Genomic DNA, 21,368 nt, shown 5'->3' on the forward strand with positions numbered 1-21,368 from the left:
ACGTCTGATCTGGTCTCGGTCGTCAACTGTCGTTATGTCGCAGTGAAGGCCGCAACCACGGTGGTTGCCGCGGATAGCTCCATGGCCGATCGCGTCTATCTCGACTGGAATGCCACCACGCCGCTTCGCCAGGAGGCGAAGGCGGCGATGGCTGCGGCGTGGGAATTGATCGGCAACCCGTCCTCGGTGCACAGCGAGGGACGGCGGGCGCGACGGCTGCTTGAGGAAGCCCGCAATGCTGTGGCGAAGGCGGTCGGCGGCCGGCCGCAGGACGTGGTGTTTCTCTCCGGCGGGACCGAAGCCAATGCGCTGGCACTGACGCCGGGATTGCGCCGCGCTGCGGGCGCGCCGGCGCAGCGGCTCCTGGTGTCGGCGATCGAGCATGCGTCCGTGCTCGCGGGCGGTCGGTTTGCGACGGAGGCGACCGCCGCAATCCATGTCACGCGCGCCGGTATGATCGATCTCGACCATCTGCGCGCACTGCTGGCGGACGGTCCGCCGGCTCTGGTCTCGGTGATGCTGGCGAACAACGAGACCGGTGCCATTCAGCCGGTGGCTGACGTCGCCGCAATCGTCCATGCGGCTGGCGGGCTGCTGCATGTCGACGCGATCCAGGCGTTCGGCAAGATCCCGTTCGATCTGGCCTCGACGCAGGCCGACCTGGTGACGCTGTCGGCGCACAAGATCGGCGGACCGAAGGGCGCGGGCGCGCTGGTGCTCGCCGAGGGCGTCGAGGGCTTGGGGGCGTTTCTGCGCGGCGGCGGGCAGGAGCTCGGGCGGCGGGCCGGGACCGAGAACATCGCCGGCATCGCCGGGTTCGGTGCGGCCGCCAAGGCCGCGATGGCGGCGCTGAAGGGCGACGCGGCCCGCGTCAGGGGGCTGCGCGACCGGCTCGAGCACGGGCTGCGGCAGACGCCGGACGTGCTGGTGTTCTCCGATGACGTCAAGCGGTTGCCCAATACCGTCCTGTTCACGGCGCCCGGAATGAAGGCCGAGACGGCGGTCATCGGGTTCGACCTTGGGGGAATCGCGGTCTCGTCCGGTTCCGCCTGTTCGTCGGGCAAGGTCCAGCCGTCCCACGTGCTGGAGGCAATGGGATACCGTTCGGAGGTGTCCCAGGGAGCGGTGCGGCTCAGTCTTGGCTGGTCTACCACGGAGACAGACGTGGATTTGACCCTCAAGGCTTGGCGAAAGCTCGCCGATACCTTAGTTAAGGGGGAACGACGAAACACAGCTTGAACTGTTCTAAGCGGATTTCGTCAACAAAGCATCGTAAGAGATTTTCGGAACTTGATATCCACCGCGGTCCTTGAAACCGCGAGCGGAGGATTGAATGCCTGCTGTACAAGAGACGGTCGAGCGCGTCCGGCGCATCGACGTCGACCAGTATCGATATGGGTTTGAGACGCTGATCGAGTCCGACAAGGCCCCGAAGGGGCTGTCGGAAGACACCGTCCGCTTCATCTCCGCAAAGAAGAATGAACCGGCCTGGATGCTGGAATGGCGCCTGGAGGCGTATCGCCGCTGGCTGACCATGACCGAGCCGACCTGGGCGCGCGTCGACTATCCGAAGATCGACTACCAGGACATCTACTACTACGCGGCGCCGAAGCCGAAGAAGACGCTGTCCTCGATCGACGAGATCGATCCGGAAATCCTCAAGACCTACGAGAAGCTCGGCATCCCCTTGCGCGAGGTCGCGATCCTCGAGGGCGTCGAGCCGCCGCCCGGTGGTGAGCAGACACCGAACCGCAAGATCGCGGTCGATGCCGTGTTCGATTCGGTCTCGGTCGCGACCACCTTCCAGAAGGAGCTGAAGGCGGCCGGCGTGATCTTCATGCCGATCTCGGAGGCGATCCGCGAGCATCCCGAGCTGGTGCAGAAATATCTCGGCACCGTGGTGCCGACCTCGGACAATTACTTCGCGACATTGAATTCGGCTGTGTTCTCCGACGGCTCGTTCGTCTACGTGCCGCCGGGCGTGCGCTGTCCGATGGAGCTGTCGACCTATTTCCGCATCAATGAGCGCAACACCGGCCAGTTCGAGCGCACGTTGATCATCGCCGACAAGGGCTCCTACGTCTCCTATCTCGAGGGCTGCACCGCGCCGCAGCGCGACGAGAACCAGCTGCACGCCGCCGTGGTCGAGCTCGTCACGCTCGACGACGCCGAGATCAAGTATTCGACGGTGCAGAACTGGTACCCGGGCAATTCGGAAGGCAAGGGCGGCATCTACAATTTCGTCACCAAGCGTGGCGACTGCCGCGGCAGGAACTCCAAAATCTCCTGGACCCAGGTCGAGACCGGCTCGGCGATCACCTGGAAATATCCGAGCTGCATCCTGCGCGGCGACAATTCGAGCGGCGAGTTCTACTCGATCGCGATCTCGAATGGTTTCCAGCAGGTCGATAGCGGCACCAAGATGATCCATCTCGGCAAGAACACGTCGAGCCGGATCATCTCCAAGGGCATCGCCGCCGGCAAGTCGCAGAACACCTATCGCGGTCTCGTCAGCGCCCATCGCAAGGCCACCGGCGCGCGCAACTATACCGCCTGCGACTCGCTTCTGATCGGCGACAAATGTGGCGCGCACACCGTGCCCTATGTCGAGGCCAAGAATTCCTCGGCGACGTTCGAGCATGAGGCGACGACGTCGAAGATTTCCGAGGACGTGCTGTTCTACTGCATCCAGCGCGGGCTCTCGCAGGAAGAAGCCGTCGGCCTCGTCGTCAACGGTTTCGTGAAGGACGTGCTGCAGCAACTGCCGATGGAGTTCGCGGTGGAAGCGCAGAAGCTGATCTCGATCAGCCTTGAAGGTTCGGTTGGCTAATCCATCCCGCCAACGGCGCGGCCGACGTGCCTCGGGGTGATGCTCAGGAAAAATCAGATGTCTCTGCTTGAAGTGAAAGATCTGCAGGTTCGTGTCGAGGAGCGTGAGATCCTCCACGGGCTGTCGCTCACGGTGAACCCGGGCGAGGTGCACGCGATCATGGGGCCGAACGGCTCCGGCAAGTCGACGCTCTCCCACGTCATCGCCGGCAAGCCGGGCTATGAAGTCACCGGCGGGCAGATCCTGTTCAGGGGCGAGGACCTGCTGGAGATGGAGCCCAACGAGCGCGCCGCCAAGGGCGTGTTCCTGGCGTTCCAGTATCCGGTCGAGATCCCCGGCGTCACCACCTGGAATTTCCTACATGCGGCGCTCAACGCCCAGCGCAAGGCGCGGGGCGAGGACGAGATCTCGTCGCCAGCCTTCCTCAAGAAGGTCCGCGAGGTGGCCAAGTCGCTGAACATTCCGCAGGACATGCTGAAGCGCGGCGTCAATGTCGGCTTTTCCGGCGGCGAGAAGAAGCGCAACGAGATCCTGCAGATGGCGCTGTTCGAGCCGGCCGTCTGCATCCTCGACGAAATGGATTCCGGCCTCGACATCGACGCGCTGCGGATCGCGGCCGACGGCGTCAACGCGCTGCGCTCGCCGGAGCGCGCGATGGTCGTGATCACCCACTATCAGCGGCTGCTCAACTACATCGTGCCCGACTTCGTGCACGTGATGTCGAAGGGCCGGGTAGTGAAGAGCGGCGGCAAGGAGCTGGCGCTGGAGCTGGAAGAGTCCGGTTACACGCAGTTCGAAGACGCTGCCTGACAAACGCGGGTTTTGTGATGAACGTTGTTGCAAAGACCGAGACCGGGCGCGCGCTGGGCGATGCATTCGCTGTAGTGCGCGATCGTCTGCCGGGCGAGGGCAAGATCGCCGATCAGCGGCGCCAGGCCTTCGAGGCTTATGAACGATCAGGCCTGCCGCATCGCCGGATCGAGGACTGGAAATACACCGACCTGCGCGCGCTGATGCGCGAAGTGCTGCCGCTCGCGGCGTCCCCGGATGATGCCGCGCTGGGCCGTGCCAGGGCCGTCGTAGAGGCCCGCGCGATCGAAGGCGTCCGGCGCCTGGTGCTGGTCGACGGCGCGTTCGCGCCTGATCTTTCCGATTGGCAGGATCTGGAGAAAGGGCTCTCGATCAATCCGCTGCGCCTCGCGCTGGAAGCCGGCGACGAGATCGTCGCGACGCAGGCTCTCGCGTCTGATGTCGCCAACCCCATGATCGCACTGAACGGCGCGATGGCGACCGACGGTGTCGTCATCGACGTCGCCAACGGCGCGGTGCTGACCCAGCCGCTGCATATCGTGCATGTCGCATCCGGCACCGCGCCGGCCTCGACATTCACGCGGTCGTTGCTCCGGCTCGGCCGCGATACCAGCGTGACGCTGGTGGAGAGCTATCTCGCCGCCGACGGCGCCAAGGCCTACCAGACCCATGACGGACTGGTTGTTGCGATCGGTGACAACGCACGGCTCGATCACGTGCGCCTGGTCGAAGACAGCGTCGATGCCTTCAATATTTCCTCGGCGACGGTGTCGCTCGGCGCGCACGCCCATTTCAACACGTTCGGCCTGACCTCAGGCGGTCATGTCAGCCGCTATCAGCTGACGATCACCTGCGCCGGCGACGGCTCGACGGTCGAGACCAACGGCGTCAATCTGATCAACGGCACGCAGCACGCTGATACAACGCTGTTCATGGACCACGCGGTGCCGCACTGCGCGAGCCGCGAGATCTTCCGTGCCGTCGTCGACGACCGTGCCCATTCCGTATTCCAGGGCCGCATCATCGTCCGTCCGGACGCCCAGAAGACCGACGCCAAGATGATGACCCGCGCGCTGCTGCTGTCCGACGACGCGGAAGCCGACAACAAGCCGGAGCTCGAGATCTTCGCCGACGACGTCACCTGCGGTCACGGTGCGACCACCGGCGCGCTCGACGAGAGCCTGCTGTTCTACATGCGCGCCCGCGGGCTACCCGAGAAGGAAGCGCAGGCGCTCCTGATCCAGGCCTTCGTCGGCGAGGCGATCGAGTCCATCGCCAGCGACACGTTGCGCGAGGTCGCAATTGCCACCGCGCAGCGCTGGCTTCAGGCGAGGGCGTAAGCATGCACAAGGCGGTCGCCAACGGCAGTTACGATGTTGCGCTGGTACGGCAGGATTTCCCGGCGCTCGCCATGCAGATCTACGGCAAGCCGCTGGTCTATCTCGACAACGCGGCCTCGGCGCAGAAGCCGAATGCGGTGCTCGACCGCATGACCGAGGCCTACAAGAGCGAATACGCCAACGTGCACCGCGGCCTGCATTACCTCGCCAATGCCGCGACGGAGGCCTATGAGGGCGCCCGCGGCAAGGTGGCGAAGTTCATCAACGCCCGCCGCAGCGAAGAGATCGTCTTCACCCGCAACGTCACCGAGGCGATCAATCTGGTGGCGTCGTCCTGGGGCGGGGTGAACATCAAGGAGGGCGACGAGATCGTCCTTTCGATCATGGAGCACCATTCCAACATCGTGCCGTGGCACTTCCTCAGGGAACGACATGGTGCCGTGATCAAGTGGGCGCCGGTCGACGACGAGGGCAACTTCCTGATCGAGGAGTTCGAGAAGCTCCTGACCCCGCGCGCCAAGATCGTCGCGATCACCCAGATGTCGAACGCGCTCGGCACGCTGGTTCCGGTCAAGGACGTGATCCGGCTGGCGCACGCCCGCGGCATTCCGGTGCTGGTCGACGGCGCGCAGGGCGCGGTGCACCTGCCGATCGACGTCCAGGACCTCGATTGCGATTTCTACGCCTTTACCGGCCATAAGGTGTACGGACCGACCGGCATCGGCGCGCTCTACGCCAAGCACGAGCATCTGGTGGCGATGCGGCCGTTCAACGGCGGCGGCGAGATGATCCGTGAGGTGGCCAAGGATTGGGTCACCTATGGCGATCCGCCGCACAAATTCGAGGCCGGCACGCCGCCGATCGTCGAGGCGATCGGGCTCGGCGCTGCGATCGACTACGTCAACTCGATCGGCAAGGAGCGCATCGCCGCGCATGAGCATGAGCTGCTGACCTACGCGCAGGATCGCCTGCGCGAGATCAACTCGCTGCGCGTGATCGGAACCGCCCGCAACAAGGGACCGGTGATCTCGTTCGAAATGAAGGGCGCGCATCCCCACGATGTCGCGACCGTGATCGACCGCCAGGGCATTGCGGTGCGCGCCGGCACGCATTGCGTAATGCCGCTTTTAGAGCGGTTCAACGTCACGGCCACCTGCCGTGCATCCTTCGGGATGTATAATACTAGGGAAGAAGTCGACCATCTGGCGCAGGCGCTGATCAAGGCGCGGGAATTGTTCGCATGACCGATACAGCCGAAGTCAAGACGGCCACCATGGAAACCACCTCGGCACTGCCGGCGGAGGAGACCGAGCGCATGAGCGGCGAGATCGTCGCGGCGCTGAAGACGGTGTTCGATCCGGAAATCCCGGCCGACATCTACGAGCTCGGCCTGATCTACAAGGTCGATCTCAAGGATGATCGCTCGGTCGACATCATGATGACGTTGACCACGCCGAACTGCCCGGCTGCGGGCGAATTGCCGCAGATGGTGGAGAACGCGGTTGCCAGCGTTCCCGGTGTCGGCGTCGTCAACGTCAATCTGGTCTGGGATCCGGCCTGGACGCCGGACCGGATGTCGGACGAGGCGCGCCTCGTCCTCAATATGTGGTGATGCGTTAGGGGATTGGACTTAGGCTCAAGAAGAACGGCAATTGATTTGCCGCTGGGACTGACCACATGAGTGACATGACGCAAGCTTCACCAACCCCAGCCAAGCCGAAGCGGCCCCGCCCGCAGGTCATGAAGTTGACCGATGCCGCGGCGGAGCGGATCACCGAGCTGACCAAGCGCGCCGATTCCGAGATCGTCGGGCTGCGCGTCGGCATCAAGAATGGCGGCTGCGCCGGACAGTCCTATACCGTCGAATACGCCCACGAGATCCGCCCGACCGACGAAGTGGTCGAGGACAAGGGCGTGAAGATCCTGGTCGATCCGAAGGCCGTGCTGTTCCTGCTTGGAACCGAGATGGACTATGTGGCCGACAAGATGCAGGCCCAGTTCGTGTTCAACAACCCGAACCAGATCTCCGCGTGCGGTTGCGGCGAATCGGTGCAGCTCAAGCCGGCCACGGTCTAGAGAGACGTCCGCATATCGATTGTCGTGTGATCGGCACCTGTGTTGCCCGTCATTGCGAGCGTAGCGAAGCAATCCATGTTTCCGCTTGTTGCGCGATGGATTGCTTCGCTACGCTCGCAATGACGTGGATGGAGACGCGCTCCTTACCATGAGGCGACAGACGGGGGCGATTGGCACATGGACCGCGAATTCCTCACCGACCTGTTCGCCGACTTCGGCCCGGTGACGCTGCGCCGGATGTTCTCCGGCTACGGTATCTCGGCTGACGGCACCAATTTCGCGCTCGCGCTGCGCGCCGGGCTCTACTTCCGTGCCGACGAGGAGACCATCCCGCAATTCGAGGCGGAAGGCTCCGGGCCGTTCCAGTATCAGACGCGTTCCAAGACGGTGACGGTGAACTCCTACTGGCAGCTGCCGGCACGGCTGTTCGATGATTCGGAAGAACTCGCTGTCTGGGCACGGTCGGCGCTCGGCGCCGCCCAGCGTGCCGCGTTGCGCAAGCGGCCGAGGAAACGAGCGGCCGCGCGAAAGTCGAAGGTGCCTGAGAAGAAGGCTGCTGCAAGGAAGGCTACTGGCAAGAAAGCAGCTGCCAGAAAGGCGGTTGCGAAGGGGCCGTCGGCGAAGAAGAAGCGATCGGCAAGGAAGCGCTCCTCATCCTGAGGCAGCCAATCCATCCACGTCATTGCGAGCGAAGCGAAGCAATCCATGATTCCGCATATGCGGTTGCGGTGGATTGCTTCGCTTCGCTCGCAATGACGGTGGAGGAAGTGAGGGAGATCACGCCACGCGGGTCTGGATCTCGGTGCTGTATTCCGGATCGGCCTCGCAGATCACGCGGTTGCGGCCGGCGCGCTTGGCGGCATAGAGGCAAGCGTCGGCGCGCTCGATCAGCGAGTCGGTATCGTCGGACGGCTTCAGCATGGAGACGCCGACCGAGATCGTGACACGGCCGAGGATCTCGCCGGTCGACTTCTTCTTCAGCTCCTTGGCCATCACGGCGCGGCGGATGTGGTCGGCGACCGTCAGCGCCTGCCGCAGCGCCGTGTTGGGCAGCACCACGGCGAATTCCTCGCCGCCATAGCGGGCGGTGATGTCCTGGCCCTTGATGTTCTGCTTCAGCGACTGCGCCACCAGCCGCAGCACCTGGTCGCCGGTGAGATGGCCGTAGGAGTCGTTGAACGACTTGAAGTGGTCGATGTCGAACATCAGGAGCGACAGCGGTTCGCCGCTGGCGAGCGCGGCCTGCACCGCCATGTCGATCGAGCGGTCGAAATATTTCCGGTTGCCGAGGCCGGTGAGCGGATCGGTCAGGCTCTCGGCGCGGATCGCCTCGAGGCTGTGTTGCAGGTCGCTGATCTCCGACTTCGACAGCGCGAGCCGGTTCTCCAATGCCTGATTGGTCTCGCGCATCTCGCGCGTCGATTTTGCCAGGCTATCGACGATTGCCTTGATGTGATCGCGGGTGGTCGCGCTCGCAAGCTTGTCGCTGGCGCCGACGAGGCTGGCGTCATAGGTCGCGGACACGCCGAGCGCGTCGGTGATCAGCTTCATGACGGCGTCGATCTCGCCGATGACGCGCGCGCCGACCTTGTCAATGCGGTCCGAGGTCTTGATGTGCGAAAGGTAGGTTTCGTAGATCTGCTCGAGATCGGATTCAGAGAGCTTGCCGCTGCGGGCCAGCGTCTCGTTGACGACCTTATTGAGCGGCGCGTTGTATCCGGTCGCGTAGACGTACCAGATTTCGTAGTTGCGGGGGACTGCGGTCTGGCGAAGCGAGCGGATCTGGCCAAGTGCGACTTCGGCAAAGGCCAACGTACGTTCGTGTTCGTCCAGCAGCTTGACCACTGTCACGCCCTCAATGCACGCAATGCCGATTAAGCCCGGCAGCAATGACTAAACTATTGGGGCGAGGGTACGGGACGAGAGTGAAGGCAAGGTAAATAGTGGAACTACGGGGAAGCCGGTTGCGACGACCATGCGGCGCGCCCGATGCTTGTCCGTCTTGAGCGGCACTTTCGGACGCTTTCCGTTTGCCCGCATTGCGATGCGCAAACTGCGCGCATTTGCTTCAAACGCCGGGAATCGACGTGTGCACCGGTCGCGGGCGGCAACAGAGATTGGCTGGACTACCGCCGCTGGCGCGGCGGCATCGGAGCAGGCCTTATGCGCGTGCGCGCACGGGTCGCAGCAGGAAGGCGGGCAGGTGCGAATGATCGGCGGGCTCGTGGTCCACCTCGCGCTGCGGCCGCCGTGGCTCGGCACGCCCGATCGACGGCACGTGCGACGGAGCGGCCTGCGGAGCAGAATTGCGGCCGTGGCGCGGTTCACGCTCCGGCTTCGCTGCGCGCTCCTCGCGGGGCTCCCGCTCGCGACGCCCTTCGCGTTCACCGTGACGCGGCTCGCGTTCACCGTGACGCGCTTCGCGTTCACCGTGACGCGGCTCGCGCTCACCGTCACGCGGCTCGCGTTCACGTCGCGGCTTGCGGCCGCCACGGGCGCCGTCGCGCGAACCTTCGCGGCTGCGCGAGCGGCGCGGCGCGGCGTCCTCGTCGGAGCCCTCGCTGTGAACGCTGTAGTCGCCCTCGGCGCGCGGGATCGGCTGGCCGATCAGCTTCTCGATCGCAGTCATCGATTTGCTATCGAGCGAGGTGACGATGGAGATCGCAGTACCGGTCCGTCCGGCGCGGCCGGTACGGCCGATGCGGTGGACGTAATCGTCGGGGTGGTGTGGCACGTCGAAGTTGAAGACGTGGCTCACCGCGGGAATGTCGAGGCCGCGAGCGGCGACGTCGGAGGCGACGAGCAGCGGAATCTCGCCCTTGCGGAATTGATCGAGGGCCGCGGTGCGGGCGGATTGATCCATGTCGCCATGCAGGGCGCCGACACTGAAGCCGTGCTTCTGGAGTGATTTGTGAAGGACGGCGACTTCGCGCTTGCGATTGCAGAAGATAATCGCGTTGTTGAGATCCTTGGCGTCGCGCAGCAGGCGGCGGAGGATCTCGCGCTTGTCATGCGCTTCGCGACCGGCCGGGACCTGCAATTGCGTGACGGTGACGGCGGTGGTCGCGGGTTTGGAAACTTCGATCCGGGCCGGATTGTGCAGGAAGGCCTCGGTGATGCGGCTGATCTCCGGGGGCATCGTCGCGGTGAAGAACAGGGTTTGCCGCGTAAAGGGGACGAGCTTGCAGATGCGTTCGATGTCGGGAATGAAACCCATGTCGAGCATGCGGTCGGCTTCGTCGATCACCAGAAGCTCGACGCCGGTGAGCAGCAATCCGCCGCGTTCGGTGTGGTCGAGCAGGCGGCCGGGCGTTGCGATCAGGACGTCGACGCCGCGCATCAGCTTGGAGTCCTGGTCGCCGAACGAGACACCGCCGATCAGCAGCGCCACGTTCAATTTCTGACCGGCGCCGTATTTGTCGAACTGCTCCTTCACCTGCGCGGCAAGCTCGCGGGTCGGCTCGAGGATCAGGGTGCGGGGCATCCGTGCCCGGGCGCGGCCCTTCTCGAGCAGAGTGAGCATCGGGAGAACGAAGGCAGCGGTCTTGCCGGTGCCGGTCTGGGCAATGCCGAGGACGTCGCGCCGGGCGAGGACGTGCGGGATTGCCTGTTCCTGGATGGGAGTGGGGGTGGTGTAACCGGTGGCCGCAACTGCGGCGAGGACCTTATCGGACAGGCCTAGATTGGAAAAAGACATTGAGCCTCTGGTCGAAACCGCCGTTCGGCATCGCAGGTAAAAGGCTGTCGCGTTCGGCCCCGAAACGGCTCGCTTTTCTATAAAGCTCGGGGGCTCTGACTAACGCTGACGGACGGCAAACCTGACGAATCGCGCTTCGATCCGAGGGCCGCGTTGCCTCGCAACATAGGGGCGAAACCGGTAAAGTCAATCTTGGAACCGGCCGGATAGCCCAAAAAGCTTAACGTTTTGACTGAAATAAGCGTCTTTTTCGTCATTTGGCGGTCAAATGAATCACGACCCCGGCCCCGGACGGCGAGGCCGCCACGGGGGCTTCCACGCTGTTTTTCATCCTGAATTCGCCGGGCGTCAGGCCTTCGGATGCGCCGAAGATCCGGTAGAAGGTGGCAAGGCTGCCGAACCCGCAGGTGAGGGCGATGTCGGCGATCGGCCGCGGCGGCTTCTGGCAAAGCAGCCTTCGGCTCTCGCACAGGCGCTGGGCGGTGACCGTCTGCGAAAAGCTGGTCCCGGTCGCTTCGAACAAAACGTGCAGGTAGCGCACCGAGACGCCGAGCATCTCGGCGACCATGCTTGGCGACAGCGCCGGCTTTGCCAGGTGACGCGTGATCAGGCGGCGCGCGAGGCTGAGCCGGCCGACGCGCAGCGCCTGCTGCGCGCGGCGGCTGCCCGGCCTGATCGCGCCGCGCTCGATCAGCGCAAGGTCCGCCACGATCTTGACCAGCGCAGGAATGCTCGCGGTATCACCGGCCTCCGTCGCTTCCTTGAAGTCGGCGAGGCAGGCTTCGAGCAGCGGCGCCCAGCGGCGATTGCTGGTCGCCGGTGATCCCTGACGGGCAGGCTCAGATGCCTGGATTTGATCCGCCCGCAGGTCCGCGGCATGGAGAGGAAAGCGCGTGGCGCCTGTAGCTAGCGTTTCCTGGCTGTGATCCCCGTGCTTACCGCGCATCGTGACTGATCCCTCGCTCTGCATGAGAGCGCGCGTCGCCGGTAAGGAAATTTGCTGTGCCGAACCCGGACGAAGCGCCGCAGTGGTTCTGGCGAAATGGCCGGAAAATATCTTCTCAATGCGCGCAGGCTGATCACTTCGGTTCAGCGAAGGTCGGATCGCGCGGCGGTGTGAAATTCAAGGAGGTGAAGGGGGCGGCCGAGCCACGGCAAATTGCGAGCGCGGTGTCCCGGCCAGTCCGGACGGGCGCTCAGGCCGTTTGCGCGCGGTAGTCGCCCGGCGTCATGGACTCGGACGCGTTGAAGAGGCGGTAGAACGTCGCAAGGCTCTCGAAGCCGCAGGCAAAGGCGACCTCGGCGATCGTTTGCCTCGGCTGCTCGCGGAGCAGGCGGCGGCTTTGTTCGAGCCGGAGCGTGGTGACGGTCTCCGAGAAGCTCATCTCGGTCTCCTCGAACAGGATGTGCAGGTGACGGACCGAGATGCCGAGCAGGCCGGCAATCAGCGTTGGCGACAGCGCCGCACGCGCCAGATGGCGCCGGATCAGGCGGCGGGCCAGCGACAAATGGGCGGTTCGCAAGGCCTGCTGCGCGAGGCGGCTCTTCGGCCGCATCATACCGCGCTCGATCAGCGCGATATGGGCCAGCGCCTGCACCATTGGAGCCGTGCCTGCCGCCCCGGCATCGTTGCTTTCGATGAGGTCGCGGAAGCATGATTCCAGCAGGGTCCGCAGCGCGGTCTCATCCTGCATGGGCCTGGGGACGAGTTCGCCGAGCTCGGCGCCCGGCGGGACGATGTTCGTCACCGGGACCTTGATGATGCGCAGGTGGAAGCCGTCGTCGTGCAGGGGGACCGTGCGATAGGGCAGGTCCGAATAGCTGGTCGCGAACATGCCGTCGCGAACGGCGAATTCATCGAGCCGCGCGCCGCCGAACCAGCCGCCGCCGCCAAGCTGCTGGTAGATGCACAGGCTGTCGCTGGCCGCGTCGGCGATGTCGCCCGTGCGCCGCTCGACGCGGTACGGCGAGGCGCGCAGCTCGACCAGCCCGGCATCGCCGAGCTTGCGCAGCGAGAACTCGCCGAAGAAGTCGCGGCGCCGGTCGGCTTCCAGCTCGGCGGTGACGCCGAACAGCCCCTTGGCGCGGACCTCGCGCCAATAGTCGAAGCGATCCTTGGGATCGACTTGATCAGTAGACCATGTGTGCACGGAAAAGCCGTTGCGACGTGCGGAGAGCTCGAGCCGGATGGAGCCACAAATCTATCACGCGGGCCGTAAAAAGAAACTTGACCTAAGACAAATCGGACCCCTCATTTCGGCCTGCGTGGCCGGCCGGAACGGCCGCCCGCGGTCGGCCTTGAACCGGCCAAACGGCTGCTCCGACTATTAGGCGGCGGTCGTACGGGCGGCGTATCTGTCGTGCAGGCGGGAAAACGGGATGAAGAGTTGGCTTTCGAGAGTTTCGGCGATCCTTTGGGCAGTTGCATTTGTCGCATCGGCCGCGCCCGCCCAGGCCGAAAAGCGCGTTGCGCTGGTGATCGGCAACAATGACTACAGGAACGTGCCCAGGCTGCAGAAGGCGGTCAACGACGCCCGCACCATGGGCGACACGCTGAAGCAGCTCGGCTTCAGCGTCATGGTGGCCGAGAACCTCAACCGGCAGGCGTTCTCCGAGACGCTGCTCGCGTTCGACCGCGCCGTGGAACCCGGCGATACCGCGTTCTTCTTCTATGCCGGCCACGGCTTCGAGATCGCCGGCCAGAATTTCCTGCTGCCGACCGACGTCCCGGCCGCCACCGAAGGGCAGGAGGAATTGGTGCGCGACGCCTCGGTTCTCGCCGACCGCATCGTCGAGCGCTTGCAGAACAAGAAGGCCCGGACCTCGATCCTGGTGTTCGACGCCTGCCGCAACAATCCGTTCGAGCGCGCCGGCACGCGCGCGGTCGCCGGCGGCGGTGGCCTCGCGCCGATGACGCAGCTGCCGGAGGGCGTGTTCTCGGTGTTTTCGGCGGGGCCGCGCCAGACCGCGCTCGACCGTCTTTCGAGCGACGACGCCAATCCCAATTCGGTGTTCACGCGGACCTTCGCCAAGGAGCTGCTGCAGCCCGGCGAGAATCTCGTGCAGGTCGCGCAGCGCACGCGGCGCCTGGTCAGCGAGATGGCCGAGACCGTGAAGCACAAGCAGATCCCGGTCTATTTCGACCAGATGGTCGACGACGTCTTCCTGAACGGGATCGCCAAGGGGCAGGCCGAGGCGGCCAAGCCGTCCGCGCCGCCGCAGCAGGTGGCCGCGCTGCCGCCGGTCGCGGTGCCGAAGCTGCCGAAGGAGGATTCGATCAACGCGCCGATCGCGAGCTTCTCGCGGCACAATGGCGGCTGGACCGTGGTGTTCTCGATCGCCGATCCGACGCTCGGGATTTCCTGGCGGATCGGCGACAGCGGCGATTTCCGCGAAACCGGCTTCATCGACACGCTCGATCCGCGCACGCGCAAGCGGATGCCCAATCCGTCGGTCGAGCTGCCGGCCGATGCGCCGGCAGCCACGATCGAGATTCGCTATGTCGATACCCAAGGCATGATGCAGGGGCCGTTCCCGATCAAGTTCGATCCCGACGCCGCGTTGATCCGCGACCAGCGCAAGATTCTCGACATGACCGCGACCAGCTGGCTGTCATTCCGCGAGTTCAACGGGCTGCTGGTCTACTATACGCACCTGATGTCGTATCGCTGCGCGATCCGCGAGGTGCGCATCGGCATCGACACCGCGGTGCCGGACAAGGTCCTGAAGATGCCACCCTGCTATTCGCGCGATCCCAGCGCGATCCCGTCCGACGCGCAGCCCTATCTGAAGCTGGCGCCGCAGACCAAGGCGGTCTCGGTCGAGCTGACCTATCGCGACGGCAGCGTGTCGGAAATCAAGACCTTCAGGCGTTAGCCTTGCATCCTTGCCGCCAGATCCGCGTTACAATCGGGTCCTGAAGGGCGAGGCAGCGGAGAGGACGGCATCATGGATGCAGGCAATCCGGCAGGGCCGAACACGCGTCAGATCAGGGTCCGCTGCTGTGTGGTCGGCGGCGGGCCGGCCGGCATGATGCTTGGCTATCTGCTCGGACGCGCCGGGGTCGATGTCGTGGTGCTGGAGAAGCACGCCGACTTCTTCCGCGATTTCCGCGGCGACACCGTGCATCCGTCGACCCTACAGGTGATGGACGAACTCGGCCTGATCGACGGCTTCCTGAAGCTGCCGCATCAGGACATTCAGACGCTCGACGGCATGTTCGGCGGCACCTCGGTGCGGATCGCCGACCTCCGTCGCCTCAGCGTCAAATACCCCTTCATCGCGATGATGCCGCAGTGGGACTTCCTCAGTTTCCTGCGCGAGAGCGGCAGGCGCTTCCCTTCGCTGAAGGTGCTGATGAAGGCCGAGGCGACCGATCTGATCCGGCGCGGCGACGCTGTCGCGGGCGTGCTTGCAAACACGCCCGATGGCCCGGTTGAGATCGAAGCGGATCTCACCATCGGCTGCGACGGACGTCATTCGATCGTGCGCGAGCGCGCCGGCCTCGACGTCGAGGAGATCGGCGCGCCGATGGACGTCTTGTGGTTTCGTGTCGGGCGGCGTCCGGACGAAACCGAGAATCTGTTCGCCCGCGTCGAGCGCGGCAAGATGATGGTGACGTTCGATCGCGGCGACTACTGGCAATGCGCCTATGTGATCGCCAAGGGCCAATACGAGGCCGTGAAGGCGAGGGGATTGCCGGCGCTGCTCGACGACGTGCTGCGGCTGGCACCGATCCTCAAGGCCGGCATTGCCGACGTGAAGAGCTTTGACGACGTCAAGCTGCTCACGGTTGCGATCAATCGCCTGACGCGCTGGACCCGTCCCGGTCTGCTCTGCATCGGCGACGCCGCGCATGCGATGTCGCCGATCGGCGGCGTCGGCGTCAACCTCGCGGTGCAGGATGCGGTCGCGACCGCCAACATCCTGGCGGCGAAGCTCGTTCACGGCGTGCCGTCGGAAAACGAACTCGATGTGGTGCGGCGTCGCCGCGAATTCCCGGTGCGCGTGACGCAGCGCATGCAGGTGATTGCGCAGAACAACATCATCAGCGCGGCGCTGAAGGCCGGCGATCAACCGGTGCCGTTGGCGCTGCGGTTGATCACGGCAATGCCCTGGCTGCAGGGTCTCACCGCACGTCTGGTCGCCATCGGGGTGCGGCCGGAGCACGTGCATTCGCCGGCCGTGGGCTGAAACGCGCGTCGCGCGATCGGAAGAGAGCTCGTGTTTTCAGGCCATCACCGAATAGCCGCCGTCGACGGGGATCGCGGTGCCGGTGACGAAGTCCGACGCCGGCGACGCCAGGAACACGGCGATGCCCGCGAAGTCGTCGATCGCGCCCCAGCGTGCCGCCGGCGTGCGCGCAAGTACACGCTCGTGCAGCCCCGCCACCTGCTGGCGCGCGCCTTTGGTCAGGTCGGTATCGATCCAGCCCGGCAGGATGGCGTTGACCTGGATGTTGTCGGGAGCCCAGGCGTTGGCGCAGGCGCGGGTGTACTGCACGATGCCGCCCTTGCTCGCGGCATAGGCCGCGGCGAAGCTCGCACCGAAGATCGACATCATCGAGCCGATATTGATGATCTTGCCGTGGCCCGACGCCTTGAGCGCCGGATAGGCCGCCTTCGAGCACAGGAATGCGCTGGTGAGGTTGGTGTCGATCACCTTGCTCCATTCCTCCAGCTCGAGCTCGTGCGGAGGCTTGCGGATGCTCATGCCGGCGTTGTTGACGAGAATGTCGATCCGGCCGAGCTCGCGAACGACCCGTTCGACCATGGCCGCGACGGCGGCCTTGTCGGTCACGTCGGTTGCCACCGCGATCGCCTTGGCGCCGCGCTTGCCGAGATCCTCGACGGCGGCCTTCGACTTCGCCTCGTTGCGGCCGACCACGGCAACCGCCGCGCCGGCGTCCGCCAGGCCGCGCGCCATGCCCAGCCCGATGCCGCCATTGCCGCCGGTGACGATGGCGACCCGGCCCGAGAGATCAAACTGTCCGTTTTTCATTGTTGTTGTCCGCTGAGGTTTGAACCGGGCGCGAGAGTGCCCGATCGTCACGGCACTGACCAGACCAGCCACGGCCGGTCCGCCCTGCGCCGGCGGGCGTGCGCGTGGCGCGATCCCGGGACGTTCGGGCAACAAAAAAGCCCCGGACGATGCCGGGGCTTTTGGTCTGCTATCTCAGCAGCGATCAGTACGCAGCTCAGTACTTGGCAACAACCGGACCGGTCCAGTTGAAGCGGTAGACCAGCGAGGTGCTGATGGTCTGCACGAACGGCTTGAAGGTGATGTCGCGGCCGTTCGAGATGTTGGTGCCGTCGGCCAGCTCGGAGATGTTCTTGTTGTCGTAGTAAGCGGCGCGGTACTCGGTCTTCATGAACCAGCCCGGCGCGGTGATGCCGAAGATGTTCAGGTTGTTCTCGACGCCGCCGCCGACGAACCAGCCGCTGCGATCGAAGCCGTTGGTGTGCAGGCCCGAGGGAAGAGCGGACGCGGTGTTGAACAGCGTGGTGCCCTTCCAGTGCGAGCTGGAGTAACCGGCGTTGACGTAGGACAGAACGTTCGGGGCGATCAGATAGCCGAGGCGCGCACCAGCGGCCCAGCTGTAGTCGTTCTTGATGTTGCCGGCGACGAACGGACCCTGATCCTGGATCGTGCCCTTCAGGCTGCCGAACTGACCGTCGGCGAACACGCCGATGACCCAGCTGTTGGCGGTCTGCCAGTCGTAACCGGCGCCGACGGTGCCGAACCAGCCATCGCCGCCCTGGCGCTGGTTGAAGCCGAGGATCGGAGCGCCCGTGGCGGTCGACTGAACGCCGGTGTCAGCGTCCCAGACGCCGCCGCCGCCACCGCCGAAGATGTAGAAGCCGGTCCAGCTCGGAGCGACCGGGAGCGGGGCAGGAGCCTTGGTGTAGGGGCGGGCGGCCAGGTCGGCAGCCGACGCCGAGGCCGTCATCGCAGCAACCGCGGTCAGAGCGAGCAAAATCTTCTTCATATCCAAATCCTCGACTTAGCGTTCGATCAGGTCGCTCAGGGGAGTGCGCTGGCACCGATTCCCGAAACTCATGCTCGGACTATACGTGGTTCCACCGGAAATGCTGTTGCTGGTGGGACACAACCGGCCGAAAACGAAGCCGCTGGGGCTCTCCGAACAGGCAAACGGCAATGGCCGCCCCCAATCTGAAGGCGGCCGGAAACTCAATTCAGATCAATGGGTTGGACCTAGACGTCGAGCAGGTCGTCGCTGGCGAATTCGGCCTTGTCGGAGATGAAGGCAAAGCGGGCTTCGGCCTTGGTTCCCATCAGCCGTTCGACCGAGTCGGCGGTGCCCTCGCGATCGTCGGCCAGCAGCACCACGCGGAGCAGTGTGCGCTTGGCCGGATCCATCGTGGTCTCCTTCAGCTGCGCCGGCATCATCTCGCCGAGGCCTTTGAAGCGATTCACCTCGACCTTGGCATTGGCATTGAATTCGCTCTTCAGCAGCTCATCCTTGTGCGCGTCGTCGCGGGCGTAGATCGACTTGGTGCCGTGCTTCAGCTTGTAGAGCGGCGGAACCGCCAGATAGAGGTGGCCCTCGTCGATCAGCCGCGGCATCTGCCGGTAGAAGAAGGTGATCAGGAGCGATGCGATATGCGCGCCGTCGACGTCGGCGTCGGTCATGATGATGATGCGCTGGTAGCGCAGATCCTCTTCGCGGTAATGCGCGAGCGTGCCGCAGCCGATCGCCTGCACGAGGTCGGAGAGCTGTGCGTTGGCCGTCAGCTTGTCCTTGCCGGCAGAGGCGACGTTGAGGATCTTGCCGCGCAGTGGCAACACGGCCTGCGTCTTGCGGTCGCGCGCCTGCTTGGCGCTGCCGCCGGCCGAGTCGCCTTCGACGATGAACAGTTCCGAGCCTTCGGTACCGGCATCGGAGCAATCGGCGAGCTTGCCGGGCAGGCGCAGCTTCTTGCCGGCGGTCTTGCGCGCGGTTTCCTTTTCCTGGCGGCGGCGCAGCCGCTCCTCGGCGCGATCGATCACGAAATCGAGCAGCCGGTTGGCCTGGTTGGGATTGCCTGACAGCCAGTGGTCGAACGGGTCCTTCATCGCCTGTTCGACGATGCGCTGCGCTTCGGCTGTGGCGAGGCGGTCTTTCGTTTGGCCCTGGAATTCAGGCTCGCGCACGAACACCGAGAGCATCACGGCCGCGCCCACCATCACGTCTTCCGAGGTGATGGAGGCCGCACGCTTGCCCTGGCCCGCGCGTTCGGCATGGTCCTTGAGGCCGCGCAGCAAAGCGCTGCGCAGGCCGGATTCATGCGTACCGCCGTCGGGTGTCGGCACCGTGTTGGTGTAGGACGACAGGAAGCCGTCGGCATCGGCCGTCCAGGCCACCGCCCATTCGCAGGCGCCATGCGCGCCGCTGCGGCCGGATTTGCCGGAGAAGATATCCTGATGCACCAGGGTGTCGGCGTGGATCGCAGCGGCCAGATAATCCTTCAGCCCGCCGGGGAAGTGGAATTTGGCTTCCGCCGGGACGTCTTCGACGCCCTTCAACAGTTCCTGGTCGCAGTGCCAGCGAATCTCGACGCCGCCGAACAGATAGGCCTTCGAGCGCGTCATCTTGAACAGGCGTTGCGGCTTGAACGCCGCCTTGGCGCCGAAGATGTCGGTGTCCGGCTTGAAGCGGATGCGCGTGCCGCGGCGGTTGTTGACCTTGCCGAGGTCTTCGAGCTTGCCCTTGGGATGGCCGCGCTCGAAGGTCATGCGGTGCAACTGCCCGCTGCGCGCAACCTCGACCTCAAGTCGCGAGGAGAGGGCGTTGACCACGGAGACGCCGACGCCGTGCAGGCCGCCCGAGGTCTCATAGACCTTGGAGTCGAACTTGCCGCCCGAGTGCAGCGTGCACATGATGACTTCGAGCGCCGACTTCTTCGGGAATTTCGGATGCGGGTCGACCGGAATGCCGCGGCCATTGTCGGTCACGGTCAGGAAGCCGTCGGCGGTCAGCTCCACGTCGATGAAGGTGGCATGGCCCGCCAGCGCCTCATCCATGCAGTTGTCGATCACCTCGGCGAACAGGTGGTGCAGGGCCTTCTCGTCGGTGCCGCCGATATACATGCCGGGGCGCCGGCGGACCGGTTCCAGACCCTCCAGCACCTCGATGTCAGCCGCCGTATAGCCGGCTTCCGCGCCTCCAGCGGATCGCGAAGCAGCCTTCGCCGGGGCGCGTCCCTTCGGCTCCGGGGCTTCGAACAGATCGTCGGCAGATTTGCTTTTGGCGTTCGATTTCAATGATTTGGCCATGGTTCTTCAAGTGGCGCGCCGGTCACGGCGCGGCGAATCGGTTGCTCTGACTATGCCACGGATGGGCTGCCTATGGGGACGGCCGCGCCCTGGAGCCCGGCCATCCCCATAGATAGGAGACCGCGATTACGCCTTCGAGGTACGGAACACAACGACCGTGAACAGGGCCATGGCGGCGACCACCAGCAGCGACCCGACAATCGGCGCCACCTCGAACGACGGTCCCTTCATCAGCACGGCGGCAACGCCGGCCGGGAACAGGACGCCGCCGACGATATGCAGCCAGCCCTGGATCTTGGCGAGTGGCATGCTGCCCGCTTCCGGCACCAGCCGGTAGTAGAGGCCGAACAGGAACAGCAGCACGCCGCCGACCAGATTGAGATGCGCATGCGCCGGTCCCAACGTGAAGTCGTGCTGGATACCCATGGCGATGCCCGCGAGCATTCCGAACAGCAGGACGAGAACGCTCACGCACATCATCAGCGATCCGATCATCCGGTATTTCCTTTTTCTTGTGAGGGAGATGCCTGCCAGCCCGGACCTCAGGGGCCTTACGGGAAATCACGCTCGATCCCCGCCTTTGTGACTTGATGTCACGCAATCGGCTGGCTTACCTGTTCTTAGGCTGCGTGCCGCTAGAAAGGTTCATTCGAGGTTCAACGGAGCGGGAAGGCACACGACGAGATGGAAGACCTTGCGCGGGCCCTGGCCGAATTCGTGCGCCATCACCAGGCCTGGGCCGCTCCGATCGTCATGCTGCTGGCGTTCGCTGAATCGCTCGCCTTCATTTCATTGCTGGTTCCGGCCTGGGGCGCGCTGGTCGCGATCGGCGCCCTGATCGGCGTCAGCGGGATCAGCTTCTGGCCGATCTGGATCGCGGGCGGGGTCGGCGCCGCACTCGGCGACTGGGTCTCCTACTGGTTCGGCTATCGCTACAAGGAGCAGGTCGCGCAGATGTGGCCGCTGTCGCGCTACCCGGAGATCCTGCCGCGCGGCGAGGCCTTCGTGAAGAGCTGGGGCGTGCCCAGCATCTTCATCGGCCGCTTCTTCGGACCACTGCGCGCCTCGGTGCCGCTTGCGGCCGGCATTTTCGAGATGTCGTACTGGCAATTCCAGATCGCTAATTTCGTCTCCGCGCTGGTCTGGTCGGCGGCACTGCTGTTGTTCGGCGACGTCATTGCGCATGCCATCGAGTGGGTGTGGCGGGTGGTGTAGCGCCGACAGTCGGCGACATCGGACGGGTGCCCACACGCGAAAAGAGAAACCTAAAACTTTTTCTATCCCGGCGAGGCGACGGTAATCTCGCGGTGCTAGCTCAACAGCCGACGTTTCGGTCGTC

19 protein-coding genes are annotated in these 21,368 nt (G+C 64.8%); 11 read left to right on the forward strand and 8 right to left on the reverse strand.

What is annotated here, in order from left to right:
• The first annotated feature begins 81 nt into the window (after positions 1 to 81).
• The 8 genes from ACVWYP_RS23905 to ACVWYP_RS23940 all read left to right on the forward strand — a co-directional run bounded on the left by ACVWYP_RS23905 (position 82) and on the right by ACVWYP_RS23940 (position 7,716).
• Positions 82 to 1,239, forward strand: a complete 1,158-nt coding sequence (locus ACVWYP_RS23905) for a cysteine desulfurase family protein (RefSeq protein ID WP_304500100.1) — start codon at positions 82 to 84, stop codon at positions 1,237 to 1,239.
• A gap of 94 nt (positions 1,240 to 1,333) precedes the next feature.
• Entirely contained in the window at positions 1,334 to 2,830 is a 1,497-nt protein-coding gene (gene sufB / locus ACVWYP_RS23910; RefSeq protein ID WP_038380064.1) for a Fe-S cluster assembly protein SufB, read from the forward strand.
• Between the two features lie 57 nt (positions 2,831 to 2,887).
• Positions 2,888 to 3,640, forward strand: coding sequence for a Fe-S cluster assembly ATPase SufC (gene sufC / locus ACVWYP_RS23915; RefSeq protein WP_028342146.1), 753 nt, complete (start codon positions 2,888 to 2,890; stop codon positions 3,638 to 3,640).
• A gap of 17 nt (positions 3,641 to 3,657) precedes the next feature.
• Entirely contained in the window at positions 3,658 to 4,980 is a 1,323-nt protein-coding gene (gene sufD, locus ACVWYP_RS23920) for a Fe-S cluster assembly protein SufD (RefSeq protein WP_304500101.1), read from the forward strand.
• A gap of 2 nt (positions 4,981 to 4,982) precedes the next feature.
• On the forward strand, positions 4,983 to 6,224 hold the full coding sequence (locus tag ACVWYP_RS23925) for a cysteine desulfurase (protein WP_304500102.1): 1,242 nt from the start codon (positions 4,983 to 4,985) through the stop codon (positions 6,222 to 6,224).
• Positions 6,221 to 6,592, forward strand: coding sequence for an SUF system Fe-S cluster assembly protein (locus ACVWYP_RS23930; RefSeq protein WP_016845787.1), 372 nt, complete (start codon positions 6,221 to 6,223; stop codon positions 6,590 to 6,592). Before ACVWYP_RS23925 ends, ACVWYP_RS23930 begins: the two co-directional genes overlap by 4 nt.
• 74 nt (positions 6,593 to 6,666) lie before the next feature.
• A complete protein-coding gene (locus ACVWYP_RS23935; protein ID WP_028342142.1) occupies positions 6,667 to 7,056 on the forward strand; it encodes a HesB/IscA family protein in 390 nt (129 codons plus the stop codon).
• A gap of 177 nt (positions 7,057 to 7,233) precedes the next feature.
• On the forward strand, positions 7,234 to 7,716 hold the full coding sequence (locus ACVWYP_RS23940; protein ID WP_028342141.1) for a TfoX/Sxy family protein: 483 nt from the start codon (positions 7,234 to 7,236) through the stop codon (positions 7,714 to 7,716).
• A 117-nt stretch (positions 7,717 to 7,833) separates the two neighbouring features.
• Here the strand turns inward: ACVWYP_RS23940 and ACVWYP_RS23945 are convergent, their stop codons facing one another.
• From ACVWYP_RS23945 to ACVWYP_RS23960, 4 genes are all read right to left on the reverse strand, one after another.
• On the reverse strand, positions 7,834 to 8,901 hold the full coding sequence (locus ACVWYP_RS23945) for a GGDEF domain-containing protein (RefSeq protein WP_304500294.1): 1,068 nt from the start codon (positions 8,899 to 8,901) through the stop codon (positions 7,834 to 7,836).
• A 316-nt stretch (positions 8,902 to 9,217) separates the two neighbouring features.
• Positions 9,218 to 10,753, reverse strand: coding sequence for a DEAD/DEAH box helicase (locus ACVWYP_RS23950; protein ID WP_304500103.1), 1,536 nt, complete (start codon positions 10,751 to 10,753; stop codon positions 9,218 to 9,220).
• A gap of 253 nt (positions 10,754 to 11,006) precedes the next feature.
• A complete protein-coding gene (locus ACVWYP_RS23955) occupies positions 11,007 to 11,723 on the reverse strand; it encodes a helix-turn-helix transcriptional regulator (protein WP_304500104.1) in 717 nt (238 codons plus the stop codon).
• 226 nt (positions 11,724 to 11,949) lie between these two features.
• The gene (locus ACVWYP_RS23960; RefSeq protein ID WP_304500105.1) at positions 11,950 to 12,903 is read right to left on the reverse strand and encodes a helix-turn-helix transcriptional regulator; all 954 of its coding nucleotides are present in this window, start codon (positions 12,901 to 12,903) and stop codon (positions 11,950 to 11,952) included.
• A gap of 229 nt (positions 12,904 to 13,132) precedes the next feature.
• On the opposite strand from ACVWYP_RS23960, the gene ACVWYP_RS23965 reads away from it, so the two are divergent.
• Positions 13,133 to 14,629 carry a caspase family protein gene (locus tag ACVWYP_RS23965; protein ID WP_304500106.1) on the forward strand — a complete coding sequence of 499 codons (1,497 nt, stop codon included), beginning with the start codon at positions 13,133 to 13,135 and terminating at the stop codon, positions 14,627 to 14,629.
• 72 nt (positions 14,630 to 14,701) lie between these two features.
• Positions 14,702 to 15,946, forward strand: a complete 1,245-nt coding sequence (locus ACVWYP_RS23970) for an FAD-dependent oxidoreductase (RefSeq protein WP_304500107.1) — start codon at positions 14,702 to 14,704, stop codon at positions 15,944 to 15,946.
• Positions 15,947 to 15,982: 36 nt separating this feature from the next.
• On the opposite strand, the gene ACVWYP_RS23975 is transcribed toward ACVWYP_RS23970, so the two are convergent.
• The 4 genes from ACVWYP_RS23975 to ACVWYP_RS23990 form a co-directional block, all read right to left on the reverse strand.
• Positions 15,983 to 16,753: an SDR family NAD(P)-dependent oxidoreductase gene (locus ACVWYP_RS23975; RefSeq protein ID WP_304500108.1), complete on the reverse strand. Its 771-nt coding sequence runs from the start codon at positions 16,751 to 16,753 to the stop codon at positions 15,983 to 15,985.
• A gap of 196 nt (positions 16,754 to 16,949) precedes the next feature.
• Entirely contained in the window at positions 16,950 to 17,741 is a 792-nt protein-coding gene (locus ACVWYP_RS23980) for an outer membrane protein (RefSeq protein WP_028342135.1), read from the reverse strand.
• Positions 17,742 to 17,968: 227 nt separating this feature from the next.
• Positions 17,969 to 20,029 carry a DNA topoisomerase IV subunit B gene (gene parE, locus ACVWYP_RS23985; protein ID WP_028342134.1) on the reverse strand — a complete coding sequence of 687 codons (2,061 nt, stop codon included), beginning with the start codon at positions 20,027 to 20,029 and terminating at the stop codon, positions 17,969 to 17,971.
• A gap of 126 nt (positions 20,030 to 20,155) precedes the next feature.
• Positions 20,156 to 20,524, reverse strand: coding sequence for a hypothetical protein (locus ACVWYP_RS23990; RefSeq protein ID WP_028342133.1), 369 nt, complete (start codon positions 20,522 to 20,524; stop codon positions 20,156 to 20,158).
• A 189-nt stretch (positions 20,525 to 20,713) separates the two neighbouring features.
• On the opposite strand from ACVWYP_RS23990, the gene ACVWYP_RS23995 reads away from it, so the two are divergent.
• Entirely contained in the window at positions 20,714 to 21,244 is a 531-nt protein-coding gene (locus ACVWYP_RS23995) for a DedA family protein (RefSeq protein ID WP_028332199.1), read from the forward strand.
• Positions 21,245 to 21,368: the final 124 nt, after the last annotated feature.

The sequence above is a fragment of the Bradyrhizobium sp. USDA 3262 genome (genome assembly GCF_054060035.1).